The following is a 23,778-nucleotide window of genomic DNA, read 5'->3' on the forward strand; positions in this document are numbered from 1 at the left end:
GCGAAACCGATTAGGTTTCCCGGGCGAGGTCGCGTAGAGTCGTGTTTACCGACGCGGGGTGGAGCAGCTCGGTAGCTCGCTGGGCTCATAACCCAGAGGTCGCAGGTTCAAATCCTGTCCCCGCTACAAGTCGAAGGGCCCGAAGGCATCTAGCCTCCGGGCCCTTCGGCGTTTCCCGGGTCTTCGGGCTCCCCGGCTCCCCCGCACGGGGGAGCCGGGGAAACCGCCCGGGCGGGCGAGGTGGAGCCCGGGGGTGGCGGGGGAGGCTTCTCGGCGTCGGAGGAACCAGCGTTGGAGGGGAGCCGGAAATGAAGCGGGTACTGGGGGCGGCGGCAATCACCGGGGCGGTACTGCTCGGGATGTCGGGGTGCTGGGCCGGGGACGACGAGCAGCGGCGGGACGTCGCCTACGGGGTGTCCGGGCCGGTGCGGGAGCTGGTGATCGCCGGGCACACCGGCGGGGTCACGGTGCGCGGGGGCGGGGACGCGGTGAAGGTGTCCGAGCACCAGAGCTTCCACGGCGAGGCCCCGCGGAGCAGCCACGAGCTGAAGGACGGCACGCTGACGCTGACGTACGACTGCGAGGACTGCGGGATCGGGTACGAGGTGGACGTGCCGGCCGGGACCAAGGTGCGGGTGACCGCCGAGACCGGCGGGGTGAAGCTGGCCGGGCTGGCGGGCGAGGTGGAGGCGACGGTCTCCACCGGCGGGGTGGAGGCGAGCGGGCTGACCTCGCCGACGGCGCTGCTGCGGACGGGGACGGGCGGTATCGAGGCGTCGTTCGCCACCGCCCCGGGGAAGGTCGAGGCGCGGGCGCAGACCGGCGGGGTGCGGCTCAAGGTCCCCGCCGGGGACGCCTACGCGGTGGACGCGAGCGCGGGCACGGGTGGGGTCGACGTGACGGTGCCCCGGCAGCCGGGGGCGCAGCACAGCATCCTGGCGCGGACGGAGACCGGGGGCGTGACGGTCGCCCATGGCTGAGCGCCGCGCGCCGGTGGTCGTCCCGGTGGGGCATGATCTTCTCCGCGGGGACGGCCTCCCCGCACCCGGGGGAGGAGCGGTGATGGGGCTGGTGGCGCGCTGGCGGAGCCGGCTGGCCGGGGTGAACCCGTACGTGCTGGACGTGCCGCTGGCACTGTTCTCGGCCGCGGTGTCGTTCTGGTCGGTCTACAACGACGACACCGCCTGGCCGTGGTGGATCTACCTGATGACGCTCGGCACGGCCCTGCCGCTGCCGTGGCGCCGCCGGGCGCCGCTGCTGGTGGCCGCGCTCAGCGGGCTGGCGTCCGTCCCGGTGTCGGTGGTCGCCCACTCGGTGATGCCGCAGATCCCGGTGTACGCGGTGCTCACCATCTACACGGTGGCGGACCGGGCCCGGGACTGGCAGCGCGGGCTGCTGCTGCTGATCCTGCTGGTCTCCAACATCCTCGGCACCCACTCGGTGAACGGGGCGTTCTTCAGCCTGCTGCTGACCGTCGGCACCTTCGTCTTCGGCTCGCTGGTACGGGAGCTGCGCCGGCTCGCGCTGGTGGAGGCGGAGCGGGCGCGGGAGGCCGGGCAGCGGGCGGCCAGTGACGCGGCGCGGGCGGTGGCGGAGGAGCGGGCCCGGATCGCCCGGGAGATGCACGACATCCTGGCGCACGCCGTCTCGCTGATGGTGATCCAGGCGGAGGCGGGGCCGCTGGTGGTGCACAGCAGTCCGGAGCGGGCGATCAAGGCGTTCGACACCATCGCCGACTCGGGGCGCGACGCGATGGTGCAGCTGCGGCGGGTGCTCGGCGTGCTGAAGGAGGAGGGCGCGGCGCCGGAGCTGGCGCCGCAGCCGCGGCTGGCCGAGCTGGCGGCGCTGGCCGAGCGGGTGCGCGGGGCCGGCCTGCGGGTGGAGCTGGAACTGGGCGGGTCCGACGGGCCGCTGCCGGCCGACGTGGAGGCGGCCGCGTACCGGATCGTCCAGGAGGCGCTGACCAACACGGTGAAGCACTCCGGTGCCGCCGGGGCCTCGGTACGGGTGGTCCGGGCGGGGGGCGAGCTGGAGGTCGTGGTGTCCGACGACGGGCACGGGGTGCGGACGCGCGCCGACCGTACGGTGAGCGACTGGTCCGGTGGGCGGGGGCTGGTCGGGATCCGGGAGCGGGCGGCGGCCTGCGGCGGGCACGCCGAGGCCGGGCCCGGGCCGGAGGGCAGGGGTTTCCTGGTGAGTGCCCGGCTGCCGTTGGGCGCAGCGGGCCTGGCGGAGAGGGTGGGCGGATGACGCCGATACGGGTGGTCGTCGCGGACGACCAGGAGCTGGTGCGGGCCGGGTTCGGGATGATCCTGGACGCACAGCCGGACATCGAGGTGGTCGCGGAGGCCTGCGACGGCGTGGAGGCGATCGCGGCGGTGCGCGAGCACGGCCCGGACGTGCTGCTGCTGGACGTCCGGATGCCGGTGATGGACGGCCTGGAGGCGGCCCGCCGGGTCTGCGCGGAGTACCCGGCCACCAAGGTGATCATGCTGACCACCTTCGACATCGACGACTACGTCTTCGACGCGCTGTACGCGGGGGCCAGCGGATTCCTGCTGAAGGACGTCCGGCGGGACGACCTGGCCCACGGGGTGCGGATGGTGGCCTCCGGTGAGGCGCTGCTGGCGCCCTCGGTGACGAAGCGGCTGATCGGGGAGTTCGCCGCCCGCCGGCCGGGCGGGGCGGCGCAGTCCGCGCAGGGCGTGCGGGCGCCGTCCCGGCTGCTGGAGCAGCTGACCGCGCGTGAGCAGGAGACGCTGCGGCTGCTGGCGCGCGGGCTCTCCAACGCGGAGATCGCGGCCGAGCTGGTGGTGAGCGAGCACACGGTGAAGACGCACGTCAGCAATGTGCTGAGCAAGCTGGGGCTGCGGGACCGGGTGCATGCGGTGGTGTTCGCGTACGAGGCGGGGGCGGTCGTCGCGGGGGAGGGCTGACGCCCGCCCGCGGGGGCTCCTGAGGGGCTCGTCCGGGGTTCCTGAGGGGGACTCCCCCGCGTGGGGGAGGCGGCGGGTTCGCCGGTGCGGGCGATCCGCGACGAGGGGTCCGACGGACAGCATCTGGGGTGTCGGAAACGAACTCGCAGACCGGAGAGCACCCATGACCACCACCAGGCTCGACCGCCTCACCCCGTTCGCCGTCGTCGGCGGCCCCGCCCTGATGGCGCTCTACGGCGGCATCCGGCTGCTGGACGGCTCCCGGGACCCGGGCCCCGGCTGGTTGGTCGGCCACAGCCTGATGCTGGTGGGGCTGCTGCTGTTCGGCCCGGTGCTCGCCGCCCTGCGCGGGTTGCTCGCACCGCGCACCACGGCGGGCCGGCTCGCCGCCGGCGCAGCTGCGGGGGTGGCCTTCGCGGGGCTGGCGGCCTCGGTGGTGCAGATCGCCATCGACCTCTACGTCGGGGCGGTGGCCGTCGACAAGGCGGACCAGCACCGGCTGTTCGACAGCATCCAGAGCCGGCCCGGGGTGCTGCCGGCCTTCTACTCGGTGGGCCCGCTGCTGTTCTACGTCGGCCTGCTGGCGCTGTTGGTCGTCGCCTCGGTGGGCCGGGCGCGCACGCTGCGCTGGTGGAGCCCGGTGCTGATGCTGGTCGGTACCGCGATGACGGCGGCCGACCTGGCGATGATCCCGGTGGCCGCCGCGCTCTACCTGGCGGCGCTGGCCCCGCTGGCCGGCTTCGGCGGGGTGCGGCAGCCGGCTGTCGCCTGAACGGGCCGGGGCAGCCGCTCCCACGGGGGTGGGGCGGCCGCGCCGCGCCGCGTCGGTGCAGCCGGAAGGCCGGATGGACGGCAGCCGGTCCGACCAGCAGCCCCGGGATCCGGGCGGGCGGTACGCCGACCGCGCCCTGCCGGGGCTCCCTCGGTGTCCGGTCGCGGTGACCGGGCCGGTGCGTGCGTGACGGGAGTCGGCGCGGCGCACGCGGATTTTCGGTGGCGGGCCGACGGTCCAGGCCCGTACCGTCCGGGGCATGAACGCCAAGCGCCCGCTGATCGCCGTGCTGACCGGTGCCGGTATCTCCACCGACTCGGGTATCCCCGACTACCGCGGCCCGAACGGCCTCTGGCAGCGTGACCCGAAGGCCCAGGAGCTGGTCACCATCGGGCCGTACCTGGCCGATCCGCAGGTCCGCCGCCGGGCCTGGCTGATGCGCCGGGACGCGGGCGCGCTCGCCGCCGAGCCCAACGCCGGCCACCGGGCGCTGGTCGGGCTGGAGCGCAGCGGCCTCCCGGTGCGGGTGCTCACCCAGAACGTCGACGGCCTGCACCAGCGGGCCGGCCTGCCCGCCCGCAAGGTGCTCGAACTGCACGGCACCGCCCGGGAGGTGCAGTGCGTGGACTGCCGGGCGGCCGGCCCGATGGAGGAGGTGCTGGAGCGGGTGGCGGCCGGCGAGCCCGACCCGCCCTGCCGGGAGTGCGGCGGCGTGCTCAAGCCACGCACGGTGATGTTCGGCGAGAGCCTCGACCCGGTGGTGCTCCAGCAGGCCGACGCCATCGCCAAGGCCTGCGACCTCTTCGTCGCCGTCGGCACCAGCCTCCAGGTCTACCCGGTGGCGGCGCTCCCGCAGATCGCCCGGGAGTGCGGGGCCCGGCTGGTCGTCATGAACGGCGAGCCCACGCCGTTCGACGAGGTCGCCGACGAGGTGATCCGCGAGCCGATCTCCACCGCCCTCCCGGCGCTGGTGCAGAAGCTGGTGGCCGAACACTCCTAGGCCCTCAGGCCGCGTGCGTACGATGATCACCCCGGCTACCCCCCCTCACGGCCTGGAGTGATCGATCGATGACGACGACGGCGAAGTTCGACCCCTGGTCGGCGGCGTTCGTGGCTCACCCGTACGACGCGTACGCCGAGCTGCGCGAGCACGCGCCGGTGACGTACTACGAGCCGACCGGCCAGTGGCTGGTCTCGCGGTACGAGGACGTCAGCGCGTTGCTGCGGGATCGCCGGCTCGGGCGGACGTACACCCACCGGTTCACGCACGAGGAGTTCGGGCGGCCCGCGCCCGACCCGGCGCACGAGCCGTTCCACACGCTCAACGACAACGGGCTGCTCGACCTGGAGGCGCCGGACCACACGCGGATCCGGCGGTTGGTCTCCAAGGCGTTCACCCCGCGCATGGTCGAGGAGCTGCGGCCGACCGTGCAGCGGCTCGCCGGCGAGCTGGTCGACGGGCTGCTCGCGGCCGGCGGCGGCGACCTGATCGCCGCCGTCGCCGAACCGCTGCCGGTCGCGGTGATCGCCGAGATGCTCGGCGTCCCGGAGCCGGACCGGCACCTGCTGCGGCCGTGGTCCGCCGACATCACCGGCATGTTCGAGCTCAACCCGACCGAGGAGGCCGCCCGCCGGGCCGTCACCGCGAGCACCGAGTTCTCCGACTACCTGCGCGCCCTGATCCGCGAGCGCCGGGCCGCCCCGGGCAGCGACCTGATCAGCGCGCTGATCCAGGCCCAGGAGGGCTCGGACGCGCTCAGCGAGCAGGAGATGATCTCCACCTGCGTGCTGCTGCTCAACGCCGGCCACGAGGCGACCGTCAACACCACCGGCAACGGCTGGTGGGCGCTCTTCCGCAACCCGGACGAGCTGGCCCGGCTGCGCGGCTCGGTCGACGAACTGCTGCCCACCGCCGTCGAGGAACTGATGCGCTGGGACACCCCGCTGCAGATGTTCGAGCGCTGGGTGCTGGAGGACATCGAGGTGCGCGGCGTCACCATCCCGCGCGGCTCCGAGATCGCGCTGCTCTTCGGATCCGCCAACCGCGACCCGGCCCGCTTCGCCCACCCGGACCGGCTCGACCTCGGCCGCACCGACAACCCGCACATCACCTTCGGCGCCGGAATCCATTTCTGCCTCGGCGCCCCGCTCGCCAGACTGGAGCTCACCGAGTCGTACGGCGCGCTGCTGCGCCGGGCGCCGGGGCTGCGGCTCGTCCGTGAGCCCGAATGGCGCCCGGGCTACGTGATCCGGGGGCTGGAGGAGCTGCTGGTCGAGGTCTAGGAGGGGCCGTGGGAAAGGCGACAGGGGCACTGCTGGGCCTGGCGATCGGGGACGCGCTGGGGCACCGCACCGAGTTCGACGAGATCGAGCACATCGCCCAGTACTGCCCCGACTGGCGCCAACTGCCGCTGCCCGAAAAGGCGCTGGTGACCGACGACACACAGATGACGCTCGCGCTCGGCCGCGGCCTGCGCACCGCCCTGGAGCGCCGGCCGTTCGGCCCGCTGCGGCTGGAGCGGCCGGTGCGCGAGGAGTTCGTCGAGTGGTGGCGCTCGCCGGAGAACAACAGGGCCCCCGGAATGACCTGCATGCGCTCCTGCCAGCGGCTCTCCGACGGCCGCCGCTGGCAGCAGGCGAGCGACGTCGGCTCCAAGGGCTGCGGCGCCAACATGCGGGTCGCCCCGATCGGCCTGGTCACCGAGTTGACGACGCGCCAGCTCTCCGGCGCCGCCCAGCTGCAGTCCGCGCTGACCCACGGCCACCCGACCGCGCTGGCGGCGAGCGACCTCACCGCCTACGCCGTCCGCAAGCTCGCCGAAGGCCTGCCGCCGGCCGGGCTGACCGCCGTCCTGCGGGCGTACGCGCTGGCGAGCCGCACCCGGTACGACGAGTTCTGGCTCGGCGATCTCGCGGCGCAGGCCCACGACCACTCGCCGGAGCAGTTCATCGCCCGTGGTTGGGACGACTGCCTCGGAGTGCTCGACCGGCTGGACGCGGCGCTGGCCGATCCCGACGTCGAGGCGGACCCGTGCCTGGCCACCGGCGAGGGCTGGATCGCCGAGGAGGCGCTCGCCACCGGTCTGCTCTGCTTCCTGCTGCTGCCGGACGACCCGGTGGCCGCCGTCCGCCGGGCCGCCTATTCGTCCGGGGACTCCGACTCGATCGCCTGCCTGACCGGCGCCTTCGCCGGCGCCCACCACGGCGCGGCGGCCTGGCCGGCCGACTGGGTGAAGCGGATCGAGTACCGCGACGAGCTGCTGGAGCTGGGAGCGCTCTGGGACTGAGCCGGCCGGCCCGCCCGGGTGGAGGGAACCGCCCGGGCGGGTGCCGCGTCGAACCGCCATGACCAGTCGAACCAGCCGGACCAGTCCGACCAGCCGGACCGGCCGCCGCCCGGCGGTCCTGCTCCTCAGCGCGGCCGTCACCGCGGCCCTCGCCGCACCGTTGCTCACCGGCTGCGGCTCCACCGGCGCCGCCGCGCCCCTCGTCGTCCGCGCCTCCACGCCCGCTTCGGCGCCGCCCGCCGACCCGGCCCAGGTCGCCGCGACCGCGGCCGCCACCAACGCCTTCGGCCTGGACCTCCTGCACACCCTCACCGCCGCGCCCGACCAGGCCGGCCGCAATGTGGTGCTCTCGCCGTCCGGCCTGGCCACCGTGCTCGCCATGGTGCTGCCCGGCGCCCGCGGCGCCACCGCCGACGAGCTCGCCAAGGCCCTGCACACCGAGCTGACCCCGCAGCAGTACGCCCTCGCCACCGGCGCCCTCGCCCACCGCCTGCCGCCCACCGACGGGCTGACCCTGCGGCAGTCCGACGACCTCTGGGCCCAGCAGGGCTTCCCGCTGGACCAGGGCTACCTGGCCACCCTCGCCGCTGCCTTCGACACCGGCGTGCACACCGCCGACTTCAAGAAGGACCCGGAGGGCGCCCGCAAGAGCGTCAACGCGGCCGTGGAGAAGGCCACCGAAGGCCGGATCAAGAACCTCTTCGGCGAGAAGGCGATCAACCCGGGCACCCGGCTGGCGCTCACCGACGCGCTCTACCTCAAGGCGAAGTGGGCCACCCCGTTCAAGTCCGAGAACACCGCCGACAAGCCGTTCCACCGCCTGGACGGCTCGGCCCCCGCGGTCAGCACGATGGGCCGGACCGGCACCTTCCGCTACGCCGAGGGCTCCGGCGGGATCCTCGGCCAGCCCTGGCAGGCCGTCGAACTCCCGTACGCGGACGGCGGGCTGGCGATGGACCTGCTGGTGCCCGCGCAGGGCGGGTTCGCGGGCTTCACCAAGGGCCTGGACCAGGCCCAGCTGGACCGGATCCTGGGCGAACTCGCCGAGCAGTCGGTCGACCTGACGCTGCCGCGCTTCCACTTCGACACGGCCAACGAGCTGACCCCGACGCTGCGCGCGCTCGGCGTCAACGCCGCCTTCGACGCCGCCGATTTCGGCGGCATCCCCGGGTCGGGGGCGCAGGAGCCGCTGAAGATCGGCACGGTCGTCCAGAAGGCCACCATCGAGGTGGACGAGGCGGGCACGGTGGCCGCCGCCGGCAGTGGCGTCGGTCTGGAGGCGGCGGGCGCGGCGGCCCCGAAGCGGCCCGTCGAGCTGCACATCGACCGGCCGTTCCTGTTCCTGATCCGGGACACCGCCACCGGCCGGCCGCTCTTCCTCGGCCAGGTCACCGACCCGCAGGCGCGCTGAGCCCTACCCGGTCACCAGGCCGGGTAGCGGCCGCCGAGTGCCGGGTGGGCCGGCTCCCGGCTGCCGAACAGCACCAGCAGGTCGTCCGCCACCCGCAGCAGGGTCTCGTTGCCCTCCACCGCCTCGGTCCAGGCGGCCGGCAGGGCGGCGGTGCCGTAGGCCGCGCCGACCAGGTTGCCGCAGACCGCGCCGGTGGAGTCGCTGTCCCCGGAGTGGTTCACCGAGAGCAGCAGCGCCGTCCGGGCCGGGGCGGGCTCGGAGCCGGCGGCCAGCAGGCAGTACACCGCGATGGCCAGGCACTCCTCGGCGATCCAGCCGAGCCCGACCCGCTCCACCGCCTCCGCCGACGGCTCGGACTCCTCGGCCACCCGTACCGCCCGGGCCAGCGCCTGGACGGTCTCCTTGGAGGCCGGCCACTCCCGGGTCTGGTCGACGGTCTGCCCGACCGCCGCCCACGGCTCCACCCCGTCTACGAGCCGCTCCACCAGGGCCGCGAACGCACCCGCCGCCAGATAGCCGGTCGGGTGCCCGTGGGTGAGCTGCGCGCACTGCGCGGCCAGCCCGAAGGACTGCTCGGAGCCCAGCCGGGCCAGCCCGAACGGCGCCGAGCGCATCACCGTGCCGCACCCCTTGGAGTGCGCGTTGATCGGCCCCGGCTGCCCGAACGGCGCCGGCGCCTCGAACTCCGGGTGGTACGACATCCCGGACAGGCAGGCGTTGCCCGGGGCCCGCCGCGCGTACAGGAACGGCTGCCGCAGCAGCCAGCCGTCGTACGGGCGGGGGAGCGGCAGCTGGTCCGGCGCGCCCTGGCTCTGGGTGAGCAGCCAGCGCCGGTAGGCGCCGTGGACGGCCTCCGGCACCGAACCGCCGCCGCCCGACCAGCCCCGGACGAAGCCGCGGATCAGACCCTCGGCGGTGAACAGCGTCATCTGGGTGTCGTCGGTGACCTCCGCGATCCGGCCGCCGGACGGCAGCCCGGTCACGCCGGCCGGGCCGTACTGCTCGCGGATCTGGTACAGCTGCTGGAACTCCACCGGCCAGCCCAGGGCGTCCCCGACCGCCCCGCCGAGCAGCGCCCCGCGCACCCGGTCCGGGTACCCCGACTCCGTCACCGCCACCGTTCCCCCTCGCTTGTACCGGAGTCCGTTCTATCAGGCCCGGCCGCTCCCGCCCCGCCGCTCCCCGCCGGTGGCTCCACGCCCCGGGGCGCGTCCTGGGGCCCGTCTTCAAACTCCTGCCTGCTCCTGCCTGCCCGAGGACACGCTCTAGGACCGGATCTCGCCGGCCCGGCCGTGCAGGGCGGCCCGGTCGGCGGCGGCGCGGCCGGCTGCCCAGCCCTCGCCGTCGCTCACCCGGACCCGCTGCGAGACCAGCTTCGGGAACATCCGCCCCACCTCCTGGTCCACCGCCTCGGTCCGGGCCGCCAGCGCCGGCAGCAGCCGCTCGTCCGGCACCAGCTGCTCCGCGGTGCCGTCCTCGCGCAGGTGCCGGCCGGCCGCCGCGTCGCTGGTCGTCTGCTCGGTGGCGGCGACCAGTCGCTCGCGGATCCGGGCCGCGTACGCCACCAGGAAGGAGTGCCGGAACGCCTTGGTGCGCGAGGCGCCGTCCAGGTGCTGGCGCGAGCCGGCCTTGTTCATCGCGTGCGTCGCCTGCACCAGCAGCGAGGTGTAGAGCAGCTCGACGCCGTCCAGGTCCCCGTCGAAACCGATGATGGTGCAGAAGCCGAACTCCTTCGCCCAGACCACCCGGCACCGGTTGGCCGCCGCCACCGCGTCCAGCAGCATCGTCTTCGGGCCCTCGTACGGGTTGTCCACGCCGATCCGCAGCGACGCCGGGGCGTTGCGGTCCGCACCGGCGACGGCGAGCAGGGCCTCGTCGATGCTGTGCTGCGCCATCAACTGCTGGGCCTTGGCGGTCAGCGCCTCGGCCTCCTCCGGGTACTCGGTGGACTCGGCCTTCGCCAGCAGCGCCCGGATCCGGGAGAGCATCCGCGGCTCACCCGGCACCGCGCCGGACGACGGCCGGTTCGTCCGGGGCGCGTGCCCGGGCGCCGGGCCGACCGGTGCGATCGGGGGCAGCCGGCCCCAGGACCGCAGCAGCTCCAGCACCGCCGTGGCCAGCGCGAAGCGGTCCAGCCGGTGCCGGTGCGCGAAGGCGGCCAGGTACGCCTCGTCGCCCTGCCACCAGACCTCGGCCTCCAGCTCGCGCAGCTGCTCCTGCCAGCGCCGGTCCGGTGCGGCCGCGGAGTGGCGCCGACCCTCGGCGGCGATCAGGTCGACCGCGAGCGCCACGTGCACCGGCTTCAGCTCCCGCCGCACCACCCGGACCAGGTCGGCCGGGCGCCACCCCGCCGACCAGCACCGCCCGACCGCGGTGTCCGCGAACCCCAGCAGTGCCCGGCTCACCGCCGGCCACTGGCCCGGCGAGGCGGCCAGCAGCGAGGCCCCGGTGTCCAGCGCGAGGTCCAGCCGCTCGTCCGGCGCCGTCAGCACCGCGCCCACCGCCTGCGTCAGCAGCGGTCCGGCGCCCTCGTCCGCCCCGGCCTGTCCCTGCTGCCTGCGCTTGCCCACGGTGCCGCCCGCTCTCCTCGTACCCGCCCTGCGGTCAGGACAGCCTCCCGCCCATGATGCCGGAGCGCCCGGCCCGGCGGCGGGCCCTGGGCGCGCCGCGGCTGCCCGGGGCAGCCGTCAGCGTTCGACCGTCTTGGCGAGGATCTCCGGGATGCGCTCCAGCAGGCGGCCGGCGGCGAGGCGGACGCCGAGGAAGGCGACCAGCGCGCCGTACAGCGGGCCGAGCAGGAGGACCGGCCAGACCGGGCCGTCGGTGGCCAGGGCCCAGCCGAGGTAGCCGGTGACCGGGGCACTGACCAGCACGGCGCCGAACATCGAGCCGAAGCTGTTCAGCAGCACCAGGCCGCCCTGGCCGGGGGCGGCGGTACGCATCGGGTTGTTGTCGGCCGGCATGGTGTACGGCGCCAGCACGCTGAGCACCGCGCCGATCGCGATGCCGCTGCCGAGCAGACCGAAGGCCAGGCCGAGCGCCGCCGGCAGACCGGCCCAGTCGCCGGTGACGACGGCCAGCACCAGCCCCAGCACCAGGGTGACCGGCACCGCGTAGGAGAGCACCGCGAACGCCCGCCCGCGCAGCTCCTCCCGGGCGTCGGCGGGGGTGAGCAGGGTGGCGGCGACCATCCAGAACGCCGAGCCGTCCATGCCGAACAGGTTGAGCATCTGCAGGCCGAGGAACATCCCGGTGGCCGACACCAGGTAGACGCTCGCCCAGCCCTGGACCACCGACAGGACGCAGAGCACCAGGGTCATCCCGATGCTGGTGAAGACGGCGGCCTTGGCCCGCGGCTCCCGCCAGGCGTACCGGAGGTGGCGCTGCATCACCGCGCCGGTCCGGCCCCCGGGCAGGAAGCCCCAGCCGCGCGAGGGCTGCACACCGCGCGCCACCTCCAGGGTGGAGGCGTCCGCGGTGACCATCAGCTGCTGGAGGCTGGCCCGCCACCAGCGCAGCAGCAGCGCCAGCAGCGCGGCCGCCGCGGCCAGCTGGAGCAGCGCGAGGCCGTACCGGCCCTCGCCGGCGGTGCGGGAGGCGTCCAGCGCGCTGACCGGCGGCACCCAGCGCAGCACCGAGGCGATCGGCTTCAGCGGGCTGAGGTCGAGCTCGTCGCCGGGCCGGCCGAAGACGCTCTGCGAGCCGACGTTGGCCACCTGGCCCAGCAGCGCGAAGAGCAGACCACCGAAGATCGCGAAGTCCTTGCCGCGCCGGCTGGAGAGCAGCCGGGCGTTGCCGACCGCGACCGAGCGGGAGATCGTCACCAGGCTGAGCACGGTCAGCGGGACGCCGGCCACGGCGACCACGGCCGAGGCGGGCCCGTCGGCGCCGGCGATCGCCGCGCCGGTGAGCAGCACCAGCGCGATCAGCGGCCCGGGCCCGATCAGCGCGGCCAGCACCGAGCCGCGCAGCAGCGGCCCGGGGCGCAACGGCAGCATGGTGAGCCGGGTGGGGTCGGAGCTCTCGTCGCTGGCGAAGAGGAAGAGCGGCAGCGCGGCCCAGCCGATGGTGAGCACACCGGCCAGCATCACGGCCGCGTCACCGGCGCCGTCGAAGCGGCCCAGGAAGGCGAGGGCCACCGCCAGCCCGGTGGCGAAGAGCAGGCCGATCACCGTGCCGATGACGTAGAGGGCGGCGCGGCCGCGGCTGCGCCGAAGCCCGTTGCGCAGCAGCCGGAGCTTGAGCGCGACGAGCGCGCGGACGACCGTCCGCCCGTCGGGCACGGGGGTGCGGGCCGTGCGGGCGCCGGTGGCCTGGGAGCTCACTGCCCGCCCCCGAGCCAGCCGAGCGCCTGGCCGTCGTCCTCGCGGACGCCGATCAGCGCGAGGAACGCCTCGTGCAGGCTGTGCTCGCCGCGGACGGAGTCCAGCGGGCCCTGGGCGATCACCCGGCCGGCGTTGACCACGGCGACCCAGTCGCAGAGCTGCTCGACCAGCTCCATGACGTGGCTGGAGAAGATGACGGTGGAGCCGGCCGCGGCGTACCGCTTGAGCACCCCGCGGATGGTCTGGGCGGAGACCGGGTCGACGCCCTCGAAGGGCTCGTCGAGGAAGAGCACGTCCGGGTTGTGCAGCAGCGCGGCGGCCAGGCCGATCTTCTTGCGCATGCCGGTGGAGTAGTCGGCGACCAGCTTGTCGGCGTCGCCGGCCAGGTCGAGGACGGCCAGCAGTTCCTCGGCCCGGCGGTCCACCTCGGCGCCGGGCAGGCCGCGCAGCCGCCCGTTGTACTGCAGCAGCTCACGGCCGCTCAGCCGCTCGAACATCCGCAGGCCCTCGGGCAGGATGCCGATCCGGGCCTTGACCGCGACCGGGTCGCCCCAGACGTCGGCGCCGTGGATCAGCACGGTGCCCTGGTCGGGCCGGAGCAGCCCGGTGACCATCGACAGGGTGGTGGTCTTGCCGGCGCCGTTCGGGCCGACCAGCCCGATGAACGCGCCGGCCGGCAGCTCCAGGCTCAGCCCGGCGACCGCGGCCTGGTCGCCGAAGCGCTTCCACAGCCCTTGGATGCTCACCGCCACGGGGGCGGCGGACGCGGGTGCGGGGGACGGCGGCGGCGCTGACGCCTGCATGATGGCCTTCTCTGCGGTGGTAGGGGTGGTTCGGGCGACAGCCTGCCACTGCCCGGACGGGGCTGTCGCCCCGCAGGTGATCTTCGGCGCGTCTAGGCCGAACGGGTGAGTCCGCGGAGGTGGGCCCGAGCCCGTCGCGAGACACGGAGGCGGGCCGGAGCGGGTCGCGAAAATGGCGACGAAGAAACCGGCAACTACTCAGGGCCCTGGTTCGTCCTGCACTATGAGAGACAGTGAGCGCAGCGTGCGCCGGGTGTCGGAGGTGGCGGATGGCGGTTCAGCCGTGGGGCGAGAAGACCCCCGGGTATGGGGGCCCGCCGCCGCAGGCGCCGTCCGGCCCGTACGCCAGGTCGTGGCCGCCCGCGCCGGTGCAGCAGGCGCAGATGCACCAGTCGCAGATGCGCGCGGCGCACACGGACCGGGACCGCACGGTCGACGTGCTGAAGGCGGCGTACGCCGAGGGCCGCCTCACCGCCGACGAGTACGGCCAGCGCTTCGACGCGGCGAGCGCCGCGCAGACGTACGGCGAGCTCACCCGGCTGGTGGCCGACCTGCCGTCCGGCCCGATGGTGACGCCGATGCCGCTCGCCGGCCAGGTGCCGTCCACGTTCCTGCCGCCGCCCGTCCTGCCTCCGGCACGGCCCACCAACAGCATGGCCGTGACGTCCCTGGTGCTCGGCCTGCTCGGGATGGGGCTGCCCGCCGTGATCACCGGCCACATCGCCAAGAACCAGATCCGCGAGCGCAACGAGGACGGCGACGGGATGGCCACGGTCGGCCTGATCTTCGGCTATCTCGGATCGGCGGCCTGGACCCTGCTGATGCTGGTCCTGATCGCCGCCGGGTGACCGGGCCCCGGGTCACCCGGCCGGCGGCCCGGCCCGGGCCCTGAGTGCGTGATCCGGAGCACCGTCCGGCCGTGCGTCGCGCCGTCCGCCCACGTCGACGGCCGGTCACCTCCGCGGGGCCGCGGGAATGGCGGGCCGAACGGACGATCCATGAGTGAACTCCTGTACTGCCAGGCCTTACGATTCCCGGAGCAACTGCCCCGGAGTCCGCACCGGGACCTCGCCTTCCGTAGCCGGCCGCGAACCGGTGGTCCGGAAGGCCAGCCGGAGTATTCACCAGCCGAGGGACCAGTCCAGTGACAGTCAGTGCCGAGGACGCCAGCAGGCTCTCCTTGACCGGGGCGCGTGCCACGGCGGTGTCGATGGCGGACCGTTACATGCCGGCCGAGGAAGACTCGTACCGGATCCTGTCGTGGGTGTTGCACACCGTGCAGAAGCCGGACGGCAGCTGCCCGAGGTTCGCCCCCGGCGGCACGTGCTCGAAGGACGTCGACCAGACTTGGCGGACCATGATCCGGTGACAGCTGCCCCCGGCGACCGCGACCTGCCATGACCCGTGCGACTTCCGAGAAGGCCACCGACTGATGACGAATATCGTGAAACGGCTCGCCGACCTGTTGGCAAAGACGCCACGGCGTCTGTGGGCGGTCTCGTTCCTGCTCTTCTTCGCGCTGGGGGCGTCCTGGTCGATCTCCACCCCGATGGGCGGTTCCCCGGACGAGCACGCACACATCGTCCGGGCGGCCGCCGTCGCACGCGGTCAGATCAACGGCCCCGAGGTGATGGTCGAGCACAGCGTGGCCGGCATCGCGGGCCATTTCGCCGAGACCGGCGTGACGCTCCCGCAGTGGTACAAGGACGTCAAGACCGTTCACGAGTGCTACGCCTTCGACTACTCCCAGCCGGCCCGTTGTGCGCCGCCGATAGGTCACTCGGAGGCCCCTGCCCAGGTCACCACCGCGGCGGGCCGTTACAACCCCGTCTACTACATCGCCGTCGGGTGGCCCAGCCTGCTGGTCGACGGAGTGCCCGGGCTCTACCTGATGCGGCTGGCGTCGGCCGCGATCTGTGCCCTGCTGCTGGCGAGCGCCGTGGTCTCGGCGGCGGAGTGGCGGCGACGGTCGATCGCGATGCTCGGTTTGATCGCCGCGGCGACGCCGATGTCGCTGTTCATGTTCGGCATGGTCAACCCGAGCGGACCGGAGATCGCGGCCGGCATCCTGGTCTGGAGCGCGATGCTGCCGATCCTGATGGCGCCGGAGCCGGGGCTGCTCAACCGCCGGCTCGCCCGACTGGGCGTCAGCGCCATCGTTCTGATCAGCATCCGGCCGCTCGGCGGCATATGGTTCGCCGGGGCGCTCGTCGGCGGCCTGCTGCTCCAGGAACGCTCGGCGCTGCGCCTGGCCCTGCGCCGCCGCGCCACGCTGGCCTGGGGCGCGGTGGTTGCGACCGTGGCCGGCGCTGCGCTCGCCTGGACGGCGGCCCATCCCGACCACTCGGACATCAAGGTGCCCGCAGACCTCACCATGGCCGTCGCCGCGCGGAAGACCTTCGACGAAACGTTCGAGTACATCAAGCAGATGGTCGGCTACTTCGGCTGGCTGGATGTGCCGCCACCGGCCTGGACGCTGTTCATCTGGACGTCCGTCGTGGTGATGCTCGCGCTGCTCGCCCTCTGCTTCGCCCGGATCCGCGAGAGCGTCGCCGTGCTCGGCATGGTGGTCGGCATCATCCTCCTGCCGGTGGTCGCCCAGGCGGTTCAGGTGCGGCAGCTCGGCCTGGTCTGGCAGGGTCGCTACCTGCTGCCGTTGGCGGTCGGGCTGCCCATCATGGCCGCCGCGATCTGTGTGAAGCGTTCGTCCGTGACCGGGATGCCCTGGCGGCGCCTGGTGGCGATGCCGGCGGTGGCCCTGGCCGCGGCGAACGTGGTGGGCTTCTACTGGGCCCTGCGCCGCAACGGCGTCGGCATCCCCGGGCCACTGGTGCTGAGCCACTCGAAGTGGGCGCCGCCGCTCGGCTGGGAGATCTGGCTGGTGGTCTACGTCCTGGGCGCGGTCGGCCTCACCGTCCTCGCGATGGTCGGCGATCGCCGCCTGCCGGCTCCGGCCGAGGAGGGGGAAATAGTCGCCCCGCTCCGCCGTCCGGTCGCGATCCACTGACGACCGGCGGAACCCCGCTCCACGGGGCGCCGGGTAGCGGGATTCCCGATCGCGTGATATTGGCCGGTCCGCTGCCCGTAGCCCCTCCGGCGCCCGGCGCGGCCGCCGGCCGACCCCCCCTGGCCTGCGGCGCTGCATTTGTTTTGACCGCGCCCGATGCGCTAGGTACGCTCTGACCTGTGCCTGGGGTGTCCCCGGGTCCTTGTGCGTGCATGTACACCGGCCGCCGCGCCAAGCCGAAGCGCTTTCCAGCGCCTCGCGCGCGTGAGCACCGCAGCTGCACATCTGCTCATGGGATTCCGTACTGGAATAAACCCAACACACCCGACCGCGTGGGTCGACCACGGGGCCGTGTGCGACGGGAACACCGCAGGTTAGTTCCACCAAGCCTTGGCACACAGAAAACGGAGAAACGGTGCCTACGATCCAGCAGCTGGTCCGAAAGGGCCGGCAGGACAAGGTCGAGAAGAACAAGACTCCCGCGCTGAAGGGTTCGCCCCAGCGTCGCGGCGTCTGCACGCGTGTGTACACGACCACCCCGAAGAAGCCGAACTCGGCGCTTCGCAAGGTCGCCCGTGTGCGCCTCACCAGCGGGATCGAGGTCACCGCTTACATTCCGGGCGAGGGCCACAACCTGCAGGAGCACTCCATCGTGCTGGTGCGCGGTGGTCGTGTGAAGGACCTTCCTGGTGTCCGCTACAAGATCATCCGCGGTTCGCTTGACACCCAGGGTGTCAAGAACCGCAAGCAGGCTCGCAGCCGCTACGGCGCCAAGAAGGAGAAGTAAGAATGCCTCGTAAGGGCCCCGCCCCGAAGCGCCCGGTCATCATCGACCCGGTTTACGGCTCCCCGGTCGTCACCCAGCTGGTCAACAAGATCCTGCTGCACGGCAAGCGTTCCACCGCCGAGCGGATCGTCTACGGCGCCCTCGAGGGCGTCCGTGAGAAGACCGGCTCGGACCCGGTCGTGGCGCTGAAGCGCGCGCTGGAGAACGTCAAGCCGGCCCTCGAGGTCAAGTCCCGCCGTGTCGGTGGCGCGACCTACCAGGTTCCGGTCGAGGTCCGTCCGGGCCGCGCCAGCACCCTGGCGCTGCGCTGGATGGTCGGTTACTCCCGCGCCCGTCGCGAGAAGACCATGACCGAGCGCCTGATGAACGAGATCCTCGACGCCAGCAACGGCCTGGGCGCTTCCGTGAAGCGTCGCGAGGACACCCACAAGATGGCCGAGTCCAACAAGGCCTTCGCGCACTACCGCTGGTAGTCCCAACCCCGTCACTAGACAGAGAGAGAACGAGCCACCATGGCTGCAACCTCCCTTGACCTCGCCAGGGTCCGCAACATCGGGATCATGGCGCACATCGACGCGGGCAAGACCACCACCACCGAGCGGATCCTGTTCTACACCGGTGTCTCGTACAAGATCGGTGAGGTCCACGATGGCGCTGCCACCATGGACTGGATGGAGCAGGAGCAGGAGCGCGGCATCACGATCACGTCGGCCGCGACGACCTGTCACTGGACGCTCGACGGCGTTGACAACACGATCAACATCATCGACACCCCGGGTCACGTCGACTTCACCGTCGAGGTGGAGCGTTCGCTGCGCGTCCTCGACGGTGCCGTCACGGTGTTCGACGGTGTCGCCGGTGTCGAGCCCCAGTCCGAGACCGTGTGGCGGCAGGCTGACCGCTACGGCGTCCCGCGCATCTGCTTCATCAACAAGCTGGACCGCACGGGCGCGAACTTCTTCTTCTGCGTCGACACCATCGTGGAGCGCCTCGGCGCGACCCCGCTGGTGATGCAGCTCCCGATCGGTGCCGAGTCGGACTTCCAGGGCGTTGTCGACCTGGTCCGCATGAAGGCGCTGGTCTGGACGGCCGAGGCCGCCAAGGGCGAGATGTACGACATCGTCGACATCCCGGCCGAGCTGGCCGACCAGGCCGCGGAGTACCGCGAGAAGCTGCTGGACACCGTGTCGAACGTCAGCGACGAGGTGATGGAGCTCGCCATGGAGGGCGAGGACGTCCCCCAGGAGCTGCTGATCGCCGCGATCCGCAAGGGCACGCTGAACTCGGACTTCACGCCGATCTTCTGCGGCACCGCCTTCAAGAACAAGGGCGTTCAGCCCCTGCTCGACGCGGTCGTCAACTACCTCCCGTCGCCGCTGGACATCGAGTCCATCGAGGGCACCAAGCCCGGCGACGACACGGTCAAGATCTCCCGCAAGGCGTCGGACGACGAGCCGCTCGCGGCTCTGGCGTTCAAGATCATGTCCGACCCGCACCTCGGCAAGCTCACCTTCGTCCGGATCTACTCCGGGCGCCTTGAGGCCGGCACCGCCGTCCTCAACGCGGTGAAGGGCCGCAAGGAGCGCATCGGCAAGATCTACCGCATGCACGCGAACAAGCGTGAGGAGATCGAGTCGGTGGGCGCCGGCGACATCGTCGCCGTCATGGGTCTCAAGCAGACCACCACCGGCGAGACCCTGAGCGACGAGAAGCACCCGGTCATCCTGGAGTCCATGGACTTCCCGGCCCCGGTCATCCGCGTCGCGATCGAGCCGAAGTCGAAGGGTGACCAGGAGCGTCTGGGCACCGCGATTCAGCGGCTGGCCGAGGAGGACCCGTCCTTCCAGGTCAACACCGACGAAGAGACCGGCCAGACCATCATCGCTGGTATGGGCGAGCTGCACCTCGAGGTGCTGGTCGACCGTATGAAGCGTGAGTTCAAGGTCGAGGCCAACGTCGGCAAGCCGCAGGTCGCGTACCGCGAGACGATCCGCAAGGCCGTCGAGCGTATCGACTTCACGCACAAGAAGCAGACCGGTGGCTCCGGCCAGTTCGCGAAGATCCAGATCGCGATCGAGCCGATCGAGTCCGGTGAGGGCTACGAGTTCGTGAACAAGGTCACCGGTGGCCGCGTTCCGAAGGAGTACATCCCCTCGGTCGACGCCGGCTGCCAGGAGGCCATGGAGTTCGGTGTCCTCGCCGGCTACCCGCTCCAGGGTGTCCGCGTGACGCTGCTCGACGGTGCCTCGCACGACGTCGACTCCTCCGAGCTCGCGTTCAAGATCGCCGGTTCGATGGCCTTCAAGGAGGGCGCTCGCAAGGCGTCCCCGGCTCTGCTGGAGCCGATGATGGCCGTCGAGGTCACCACGCCCGAGGACTACATGGGCGATGTGATCGGCGACATCAACTCTCGCCGTGGCCAGATCCGGTCCATGGACGAGCGTTACGGTGCCCGCGTCGTTTCGGCGCTGGTGCCGCTCTCCGAGATGTTCGGCTACGTCGGTGACCTGCGCAGCAAGACCTCCGGTCGCGCGAGCTACTCGATGCAGTTCGACTCGTACGCCGAGGTTCCGCGGAACGTGGCGGACGACATCATCGCCAAGGCCAAGGGCGAGTAAGGACCGGCGCGAGCCGAGTCCCTACCCGAGGCCGCAGGACATCCCGACATTCGGGACGATTGCGAACCCTTAGGCTATTAGGAGGCGACCCGGGAGAATCCGACCGGATTCTCCCGGGGCCTCCGCCCCACCCGCGGGACGGCATGGGGCGCTCCCGGGCGCCCCGTACCCAACCCGATCAAAGACCAACTGACGTCAGCACGGCGTACAGAACTGTCCTCAGGAGGACTGCAGTGGCGAAGGCGAAGTTCGAGCGGACGAAGCCCCACGTCAACATCGGCACCATCGGTCACATTGACCACGGTAAGACGACCCTTACCGCGGCCATCACCAAGGTGCTGCACGACGCGTACCCGGAGATCAACCCCTTCACGCCGTTCGACCAGATCGACAAGGCGCCGGAGGAGCGGCAGCGCGGTATCACCATCTCGATCGCGCACGTCGAGTACCAGACCGAGGCGCGTCACTACGCCCACGTCGACTGCCCGGGTCACGCGGACTACATCAAGAACATGATCACCGGTGCGGCCCAGATGGACGGTGCGATCCTCGTCGTCGCCGCCACCGACGGCCCGATGCCGCAGACCAAGGAGCACGTCCTCCTGGCCCGCCAGGTCGGCGTCCCCTACATCGTCGTCGCCCTGAACAAGGCCGACATGGTGGACGACGAGGAGATCCTGGAGCTCGTCGAGCTCGAGGTCCGTGAGCTCCTCTCCGAGTACGAGTTCCCGGGCGACGACCTGCCGGTCGTCCGCGTCTCCGCGCTGAAGGCGCTGGAGGGCGACAAGGAGTGGGGCGAGAAGCTCCTCGGCCTGATGCACGCGGTCGACGAGAGCATCCCGACCCCGGCTCGCGCCGTGGACCAGCCGTTCCTGATGCCGATCGAGGACGTCTTCACGATCACCGGTCGTGGCACCGTCGTCACCGGTCGTATCGAGCGTGGCATCCTCAAGGTCAACGAGACTGTCGACATCATCGGCATCAAGGAGACCAAGACCACCACCACGGTCACCGGCATCGAGATGTTCCGCAAGCTGCTCGACGAGGGCCAGGCCGGTGAGAACGTCGGTCTGCTCCTCCGTGGCATCAAGCGCGAGGATGTCGAGCGCGGCCAGGTCATCATCAAGCCCGGTTCGGTCACCCCGCACACCGAGTTCGAGGCCCAGTCGTACATCCTGTCGAAGGACGAGGGTGGCCGCCACACCCCGTTCTTCAACAACTACCGCCCGCAGTTCTACTTCCGTACCACGGACGTGACCGGCGTCGTGACCCTCCCCGAGGGCACCGAGATGGTCATGCCGGGCGACAACACCGCCATGACGGTCGTGCTGATCCAGCCGATCGCCATGGAGGAGGGCCTCAAGTTCGCCATCCGTGAGGGTGGCCGCACCGTCGGCGCCGGCCAGGTCACCAAGATCCTCAAGTAATTGATGATCTGACACTTGGCGCTAGGTCAAGGAGGGCTTGGTGGAGATCGCATGATCTCCGCCAAGCCCTCTGGCGTTGTATAAGAATTCTTTCTCGATGATCGCCAGACATTGGCGGCGTACGGGCGGGGTGCCCGCGCGCCCGAAGAGGGATGGGAACCCAGGGTCCCGATGGAAAGACTTCGCACCACGGCGGCCACGCTCCCCTCTGTCAAGGGGGCGGAATCGGAGAGTGTGCCCGCGCCTGTGGACCCCCCGGCCGGCGGGCCGGGCCGTGGTGTCCCGTTACTCCTCGGCGTTCTGCTGGCCTCCTGGCTCCTCCCTGCGGGGCTGATCGCGACCGGCCTGGGTGTTCTGGTGCTGCCGCTGCTCGTTCTGGCGGTCGGCTGCCTGATCCGGGTGGGGGGTGTGCTGCTCGACCGGCTGGTGGCGGCGGCCTTGATCGTCGCCGGCGGGGTGCTGGTCCTCGGCCTGCTGTTCTCGCTCTGGCCGTGGGGGCTCTCCCCGATCCCCACCTCCGGTGTTCTCTTCACCGTCGTGACGCTGACCGGCTGGCTGAGCCGCCGGGCGCCGCGGCTGCCGCTCCGGGCGCGGCCCTCCGACCTCCTGGTGCTCGGCACCGCCTACGGGCTCTGGCACTACCTGCACCGCCCGCTGGCCGGCAAGGGGCCGGGTTGGCGCCTGGAATTCCTGACCACGGCCGAGGACCGGCTGAACCACTTCTCCTACTTCGTCGGGATCGAGCACGTCGGCGGTTACAACTTCCTGCACCAGGAGGCCGCCAAGGCGTACATGATGTCGCCGGCCGAGGCGGTGTACCCGCAGGGTTCGCACTTCCTGCTGGCCTGGGTCGACGCACTGGTCCGGTCGTCCACGGACCTGGGGTCGACGCTCGACACCATGAACCGCTACCTGCTCTACATCCTTGCCGCCTACGCCCTGCTGGGCGCGGCCCTGGTGTGGGCGGCCCGCTGGATCGGCGGACCGCGACTGCGCGGCTGGCGCGCCGCGGCGGTGTGCGGGTCGGTCGCGGCGCTGATGTTCTCCAGCAACTACACCGACCTCGTCACGCACGGCTTCGACTCGACGATCATCGGCCTGCTCATGGTGGCCGTGACGGTCGCCTTCCTGGTGCGGCCCGCCATGCCGACGCCCGAGTTCGTGCTGATCGCCGCGCTCGGCCTGATCACCGTCACCTACGTCTACAACCTCTTCGGAGCCGTCGCGGGCATCGCCGTCGTGGTGACCCTCGTCGCCCATCGCAGGAGGTTCCGCCGCAAGGCCTGGCTGCTCTACGGCCTGGCCGGCGTCGTCACGCTGGGCCTGGCCGGCCTGCCCAGCGTGGTCTCCGTGTTCTCCGAGCTCGACGTGGCCAGTACCTCCAACCTGGGCGGCCCGAGCGTCGGGGCGGACCGGACGATCCTGGTCGGAGGCCTCCTGCTGGCCCTGCTCGCCGCAGCCGCACCGACCAGCCGCCGGACCGGGACGGGCCAGGCGCACCTGGCGCTGGTGCTCGGCTCCGGCCTGGTCATCGGCGGCTTCGCCTGGTGGCAGATGCACACGATCGGCCATGTGTCGTACTACTTCGAGAAGCTCGCGGGCACCGGTGTGGTGATCGCCCTGGTCTCGCTCGGCGCGGTCGGCCCGCTGCTGCGGACCACGTCGCCGGCCCGGGTGAGCGCGACGAAGCGCAGGGCGGGCGACGCCGCCCTCTCGGTGCTCTCGGTGGCGACTGCGCTCAGCCTCTTCGCCGGGGTCCAGTGGGGTATGCCATCCTTCAAAGGCGCGCCCACGGCCTGGCACGACAACTCGCTGACGGCCTGGAGTCGGGGAGAGACGTGGAGCGACATCGGCCCCCGGCACGGCGCCACCGTCATGGAGGACCTCGACGGCATTTCCGAGCCGGTGATAGTCCTGTACTCCAACGACGACTACAAGAACCTCAAGTCCACCTGGATCGCCGCGCTGCTGCGGGAACGCGGGGGCGACATGCTGCCGCTGTACGAGACCCACTGGGTCAACATCGGCGCCGCCGAGCGTCCGGAGCAGGAGTATCAGGCGGCCCTGGCCCATGTGAGGAAAGCCGCCGAGAAGCTGGGTGAGCCGATGACCGTCGTGGTCGCCGACCCGGCCACCGGCGACCGGACGCGCAAGGACCTCGCCGGTGCGGCGCCGCGGATCACCGTGGTGGCCAAGCCCGGCAGCAACTGGATCCACCCGTGGAACCGCAGCTTCCCCGGGGACTGACAGCGCGGAGCGACGTCCGGCCCGCGAACACCGGGCCGATGACAGCGAGCGCGGGGGGGGGGGGGGGGGGGGGGGGGGGGGGGGTGGGAGTGTGGGGTGGGGTGTGGCGGGGCGAAGCCGAAGGGACGGGATGGGAGGGTGCCCCCTCCTCTCCTCCT

The 23,778-nt window shown here is 72.2% G+C and carries 20 protein-coding genes and 1 tRNA gene; 17 read left to right on the forward strand and 4 right to left on the reverse strand.

Annotated features, from left to right (window positions below):
- Positions 1–52 precede the first annotated feature (52 nt).
- The 9 genes from ACZ6NC_RS24210 (at position 53) to ACZ6NC_RS24250 (ending at position 8,406) form a co-directional block, all read left to right on the forward strand.
- A tRNA-Met gene (locus ACZ6NC_RS24210) sits at positions 53–126 on the forward strand.
- Between the two features lie 182 nt (positions 127–308).
- Positions 309–980, forward strand: coding sequence for a DUF4097 family beta strand repeat-containing protein (locus ACZ6NC_RS24215; RefSeq protein ID WP_465735861.1), 672 nt, complete (start codon positions 309–311; stop codon positions 978–980).
- Positions 973–2,250, forward strand: coding sequence for a sensor histidine kinase (locus ACZ6NC_RS24220; protein ID WP_465735862.1), 1,278 nt, complete (start codon positions 973–975; stop codon positions 2,248–2,250). The genes ACZ6NC_RS24215 and ACZ6NC_RS24220 overlap by 8 nt, the downstream gene beginning before the upstream one ends.
- Complete coding sequence (locus ACZ6NC_RS24225) at positions 2,247–2,936, forward strand: response regulator (RefSeq protein ID WP_465735863.1); 690 nt, start codon at positions 2,247–2,249, stop codon at positions 2,934–2,936. The genes ACZ6NC_RS24220 and ACZ6NC_RS24225 overlap by 4 nt, the downstream gene beginning before the upstream one ends.
- Positions 2,937–3,099: 163 nt before the next feature.
- The gene (locus ACZ6NC_RS24230; RefSeq protein WP_465735864.1) at positions 3,100–3,708 is read left to right on the forward strand and encodes a hypothetical protein; all 609 of its coding nucleotides are present in this window, start codon (positions 3,100–3,102) and stop codon (positions 3,706–3,708) included.
- 259 nt (positions 3,709–3,967) lie between these two features.
- Positions 3,968–4,708, forward strand: coding sequence for an SIR2 family NAD-dependent protein deacylase (locus ACZ6NC_RS24235; RefSeq protein ID WP_465735865.1), 741 nt, complete (start codon positions 3,968–3,970; stop codon positions 4,706–4,708).
- 68 nt (positions 4,709–4,776) lie between these two features.
- Complete coding sequence (locus ACZ6NC_RS24240) at positions 4,777–5,991, forward strand: cytochrome P450 (protein ID WP_465735866.1); 1,215 nt, start codon at positions 4,777–4,779, stop codon at positions 5,989–5,991.
- An 8-nt stretch (positions 5,992–5,999) separates the two neighbouring features.
- Entirely contained in the window at positions 6,000–6,995 is a 996-nt protein-coding gene (locus tag ACZ6NC_RS24245) for an ADP-ribosylglycohydrolase family protein (RefSeq protein WP_465735867.1), read from the forward strand.
- 58 nt (positions 6,996–7,053) lie between these two features.
- The gene (locus tag ACZ6NC_RS24250) at positions 7,054–8,406 is read left to right on the forward strand and encodes a serpin family protein (protein WP_465735868.1); all 1,353 of its coding nucleotides are present in this window, start codon (positions 7,054–7,056) and stop codon (positions 8,404–8,406) included.
- Between the two features lie 11 nt (positions 8,407–8,417).
- On the opposite strand, the gene ACZ6NC_RS24255 is transcribed toward ACZ6NC_RS24250, so the two are convergent.
- The 4 genes from ACZ6NC_RS24255 to ACZ6NC_RS24270 all read right to left on the reverse strand — a co-directional run bounded on the left by ACZ6NC_RS24255 (position 8,418) and on the right by ACZ6NC_RS24270 (position 13,534).
- Entirely contained in the window at positions 8,418–9,518 is a 1,101-nt protein-coding gene (locus ACZ6NC_RS24255; RefSeq protein ID WP_465735869.1) for an ADP-ribosylglycohydrolase family protein, read from the reverse strand.
- 153 nt (positions 9,519–9,671) lie between these two features.
- On the reverse strand, positions 9,672–10,976 hold the full coding sequence (locus ACZ6NC_RS24260; protein ID WP_465735870.1) for a DUF2786 domain-containing protein: 1,305 nt from the start codon (positions 10,974–10,976) through the stop codon (positions 9,672–9,674).
- Between the two features lie 117 nt (positions 10,977–11,093).
- Positions 11,094–12,731, reverse strand: a complete 1,638-nt coding sequence (locus ACZ6NC_RS24265; protein ID WP_465735871.1) for a transporter — start codon at positions 12,729–12,731, stop codon at positions 11,094–11,096.
- A complete protein-coding gene (locus ACZ6NC_RS24270) occupies positions 12,728–13,534 on the reverse strand; it encodes an ABC transporter ATP-binding protein (protein WP_465735872.1) in 807 nt (268 codons plus the stop codon). Before ACZ6NC_RS24270 ends, ACZ6NC_RS24265 begins: the two co-directional genes overlap by 4 nt.
- Positions 13,535–13,803: 269 nt before the next feature.
- Here ACZ6NC_RS24270 and ACZ6NC_RS24275 point away from each other — a divergent pair, with 269 nt between their 5' ends.
- The 8 genes from ACZ6NC_RS24275 (at position 13,804) to ACZ6NC_RS24310 (ending at position 23,620) form a co-directional block, all read left to right on the forward strand.
- On the forward strand, positions 13,804–14,382 hold the full coding sequence (locus ACZ6NC_RS24275; RefSeq protein WP_465735873.1) for a DUF1707 and DUF4190 domain-containing protein: 579 nt from the start codon (positions 13,804–13,806) through the stop codon (positions 14,380–14,382).
- 296 nt (positions 14,383–14,678) lie between these two features.
- Complete coding sequence (locus ACZ6NC_RS24280) at positions 14,679–14,903, forward strand: hypothetical protein (protein WP_465735874.1); 225 nt, start codon at positions 14,679–14,681, stop codon at positions 14,901–14,903.
- A gap of 63 nt (positions 14,904–14,966) precedes the next feature.
- On the forward strand, positions 14,967–16,541 hold the full coding sequence (locus tag ACZ6NC_RS24285; protein ID WP_465735875.1) for a DUF2142 domain-containing protein: 1,575 nt from the start codon (positions 14,967–14,969) through the stop codon (positions 16,539–16,541).
- Positions 16,542–16,956: 415 nt separating this feature from the next.
- Positions 16,957–17,328, forward strand: coding sequence for a 30S ribosomal protein S12 (rpsL, locus tag ACZ6NC_RS24290; RefSeq protein WP_014144289.1), 372 nt, complete (start codon positions 16,957–16,959; stop codon positions 17,326–17,328).
- 2 nt (positions 17,329–17,330) lie between these two features.
- Positions 17,331–17,801, forward strand: a complete 471-nt coding sequence (rpsG, locus tag ACZ6NC_RS24295; RefSeq protein WP_148644378.1) for a 30S ribosomal protein S7 — start codon at positions 17,331–17,333, stop codon at positions 17,799–17,801.
- A gap of 39 nt (positions 17,802–17,840) precedes the next feature.
- The gene (gene fusA, locus ACZ6NC_RS24300; protein ID WP_396321474.1) at positions 17,841–19,946 is read left to right on the forward strand and encodes an elongation factor G; all 2,106 of its coding nucleotides are present in this window, start codon (positions 17,841–17,843) and stop codon (positions 19,944–19,946) included.
- A 233-nt stretch (positions 19,947–20,179) separates the two neighbouring features.
- Positions 20,180–21,373: an elongation factor Tu gene (tuf, locus tag ACZ6NC_RS24305; protein ID WP_313764195.1), complete on the forward strand. Its 1,194-nt coding sequence runs from the start codon at positions 20,180–20,182 to the stop codon at positions 21,371–21,373.
- A 234-nt stretch (positions 21,374–21,607) separates the two neighbouring features.
- Complete coding sequence (locus ACZ6NC_RS24310; RefSeq protein ID WP_465735876.1) at positions 21,608–23,620, forward strand: hypothetical protein; 2,013 nt, start codon at positions 21,608–21,610, stop codon at positions 23,618–23,620.
- Positions 23,621–23,778 lie beyond the last annotated feature (158 nt).

It is taken from the genome of Kitasatospora sp. NPDC041988 (genome assembly GCF_055588525.1).

What these genes read in the sequence shown, in the direction of transcription:
- ACZ6NC_RS24215 (WP_465735861.1), top strand. Translation starts at nt 309, where the DNA reads ATGAAGCGGGTACTGGGGGCGGCGGCAATCACCGGGGCGGTACTGCTC.
- ACZ6NC_RS24220 (WP_465735862.1), top strand. Translation starts at nt 973, where the DNA reads ATGGCTGAGCGCCGCGCGCCGGTGGTCGTCCCGGTGGGGCATGATCTT.
- ACZ6NC_RS24225 (WP_465735863.1), top strand. Translation starts at nt 2,247, where the DNA reads ATGACGCCGATACGGGTGGTCGTCGCGGACGACCAGGAGCTGGTGCGG.
- ACZ6NC_RS24230 (WP_465735864.1), top strand. Translation starts at nt 3,100, where the DNA reads ATGACCACCACCAGGCTCGACCGCCTCACCCCGTTCGCCGTCGTCGGC.
- ACZ6NC_RS24235 (WP_465735865.1), top strand. Translation starts at nt 3,968, where the DNA reads ATGAACGCCAAGCGCCCGCTGATCGCCGTGCTGACCGGTGCCGGTATC.
- ACZ6NC_RS24240 (WP_465735866.1), top strand. Translation starts at nt 4,777, where the DNA reads ATGACGACGACGGCGAAGTTCGACCCCTGGTCGGCGGCGTTCGTGGCT.
- ACZ6NC_RS24250 (WP_465735868.1), top strand. Translation starts at nt 7,054, where the DNA reads ATGACCAGTCGAACCAGCCGGACCAGTCCGACCAGCCGGACCGGCCGC.
- ACZ6NC_RS24270 (WP_465735872.1), bottom strand. Translation starts at nt 13,534, where the DNA reads ATGCAGGCGTCAGCGCCGCCGCCGTCCCCCGCACCCGCGTCCGCCGCC.
- ACZ6NC_RS24275 (WP_465735873.1), top strand. Translation starts at nt 13,804, where the DNA reads ATGGCGGTTCAGCCGTGGGGCGAGAAGACCCCCGGGTATGGGGGCCCG.
- ACZ6NC_RS24285 (WP_465735875.1), top strand. Translation starts at nt 14,967, where the DNA reads ATGACGAATATCGTGAAACGGCTCGCCGACCTGTTGGCAAAGACGCCA.
- rpsG (WP_148644378.1), top strand. Translation starts at nt 17,331, where the DNA reads ATGCCTCGTAAGGGCCCCGCCCCGAAGCGCCCGGTCATCATCGACCCG.
- fusA (WP_396321474.1), top strand. Translation starts at nt 17,841, where the DNA reads ATGGCTGCAACCTCCCTTGACCTCGCCAGGGTCCGCAACATCGGGATC.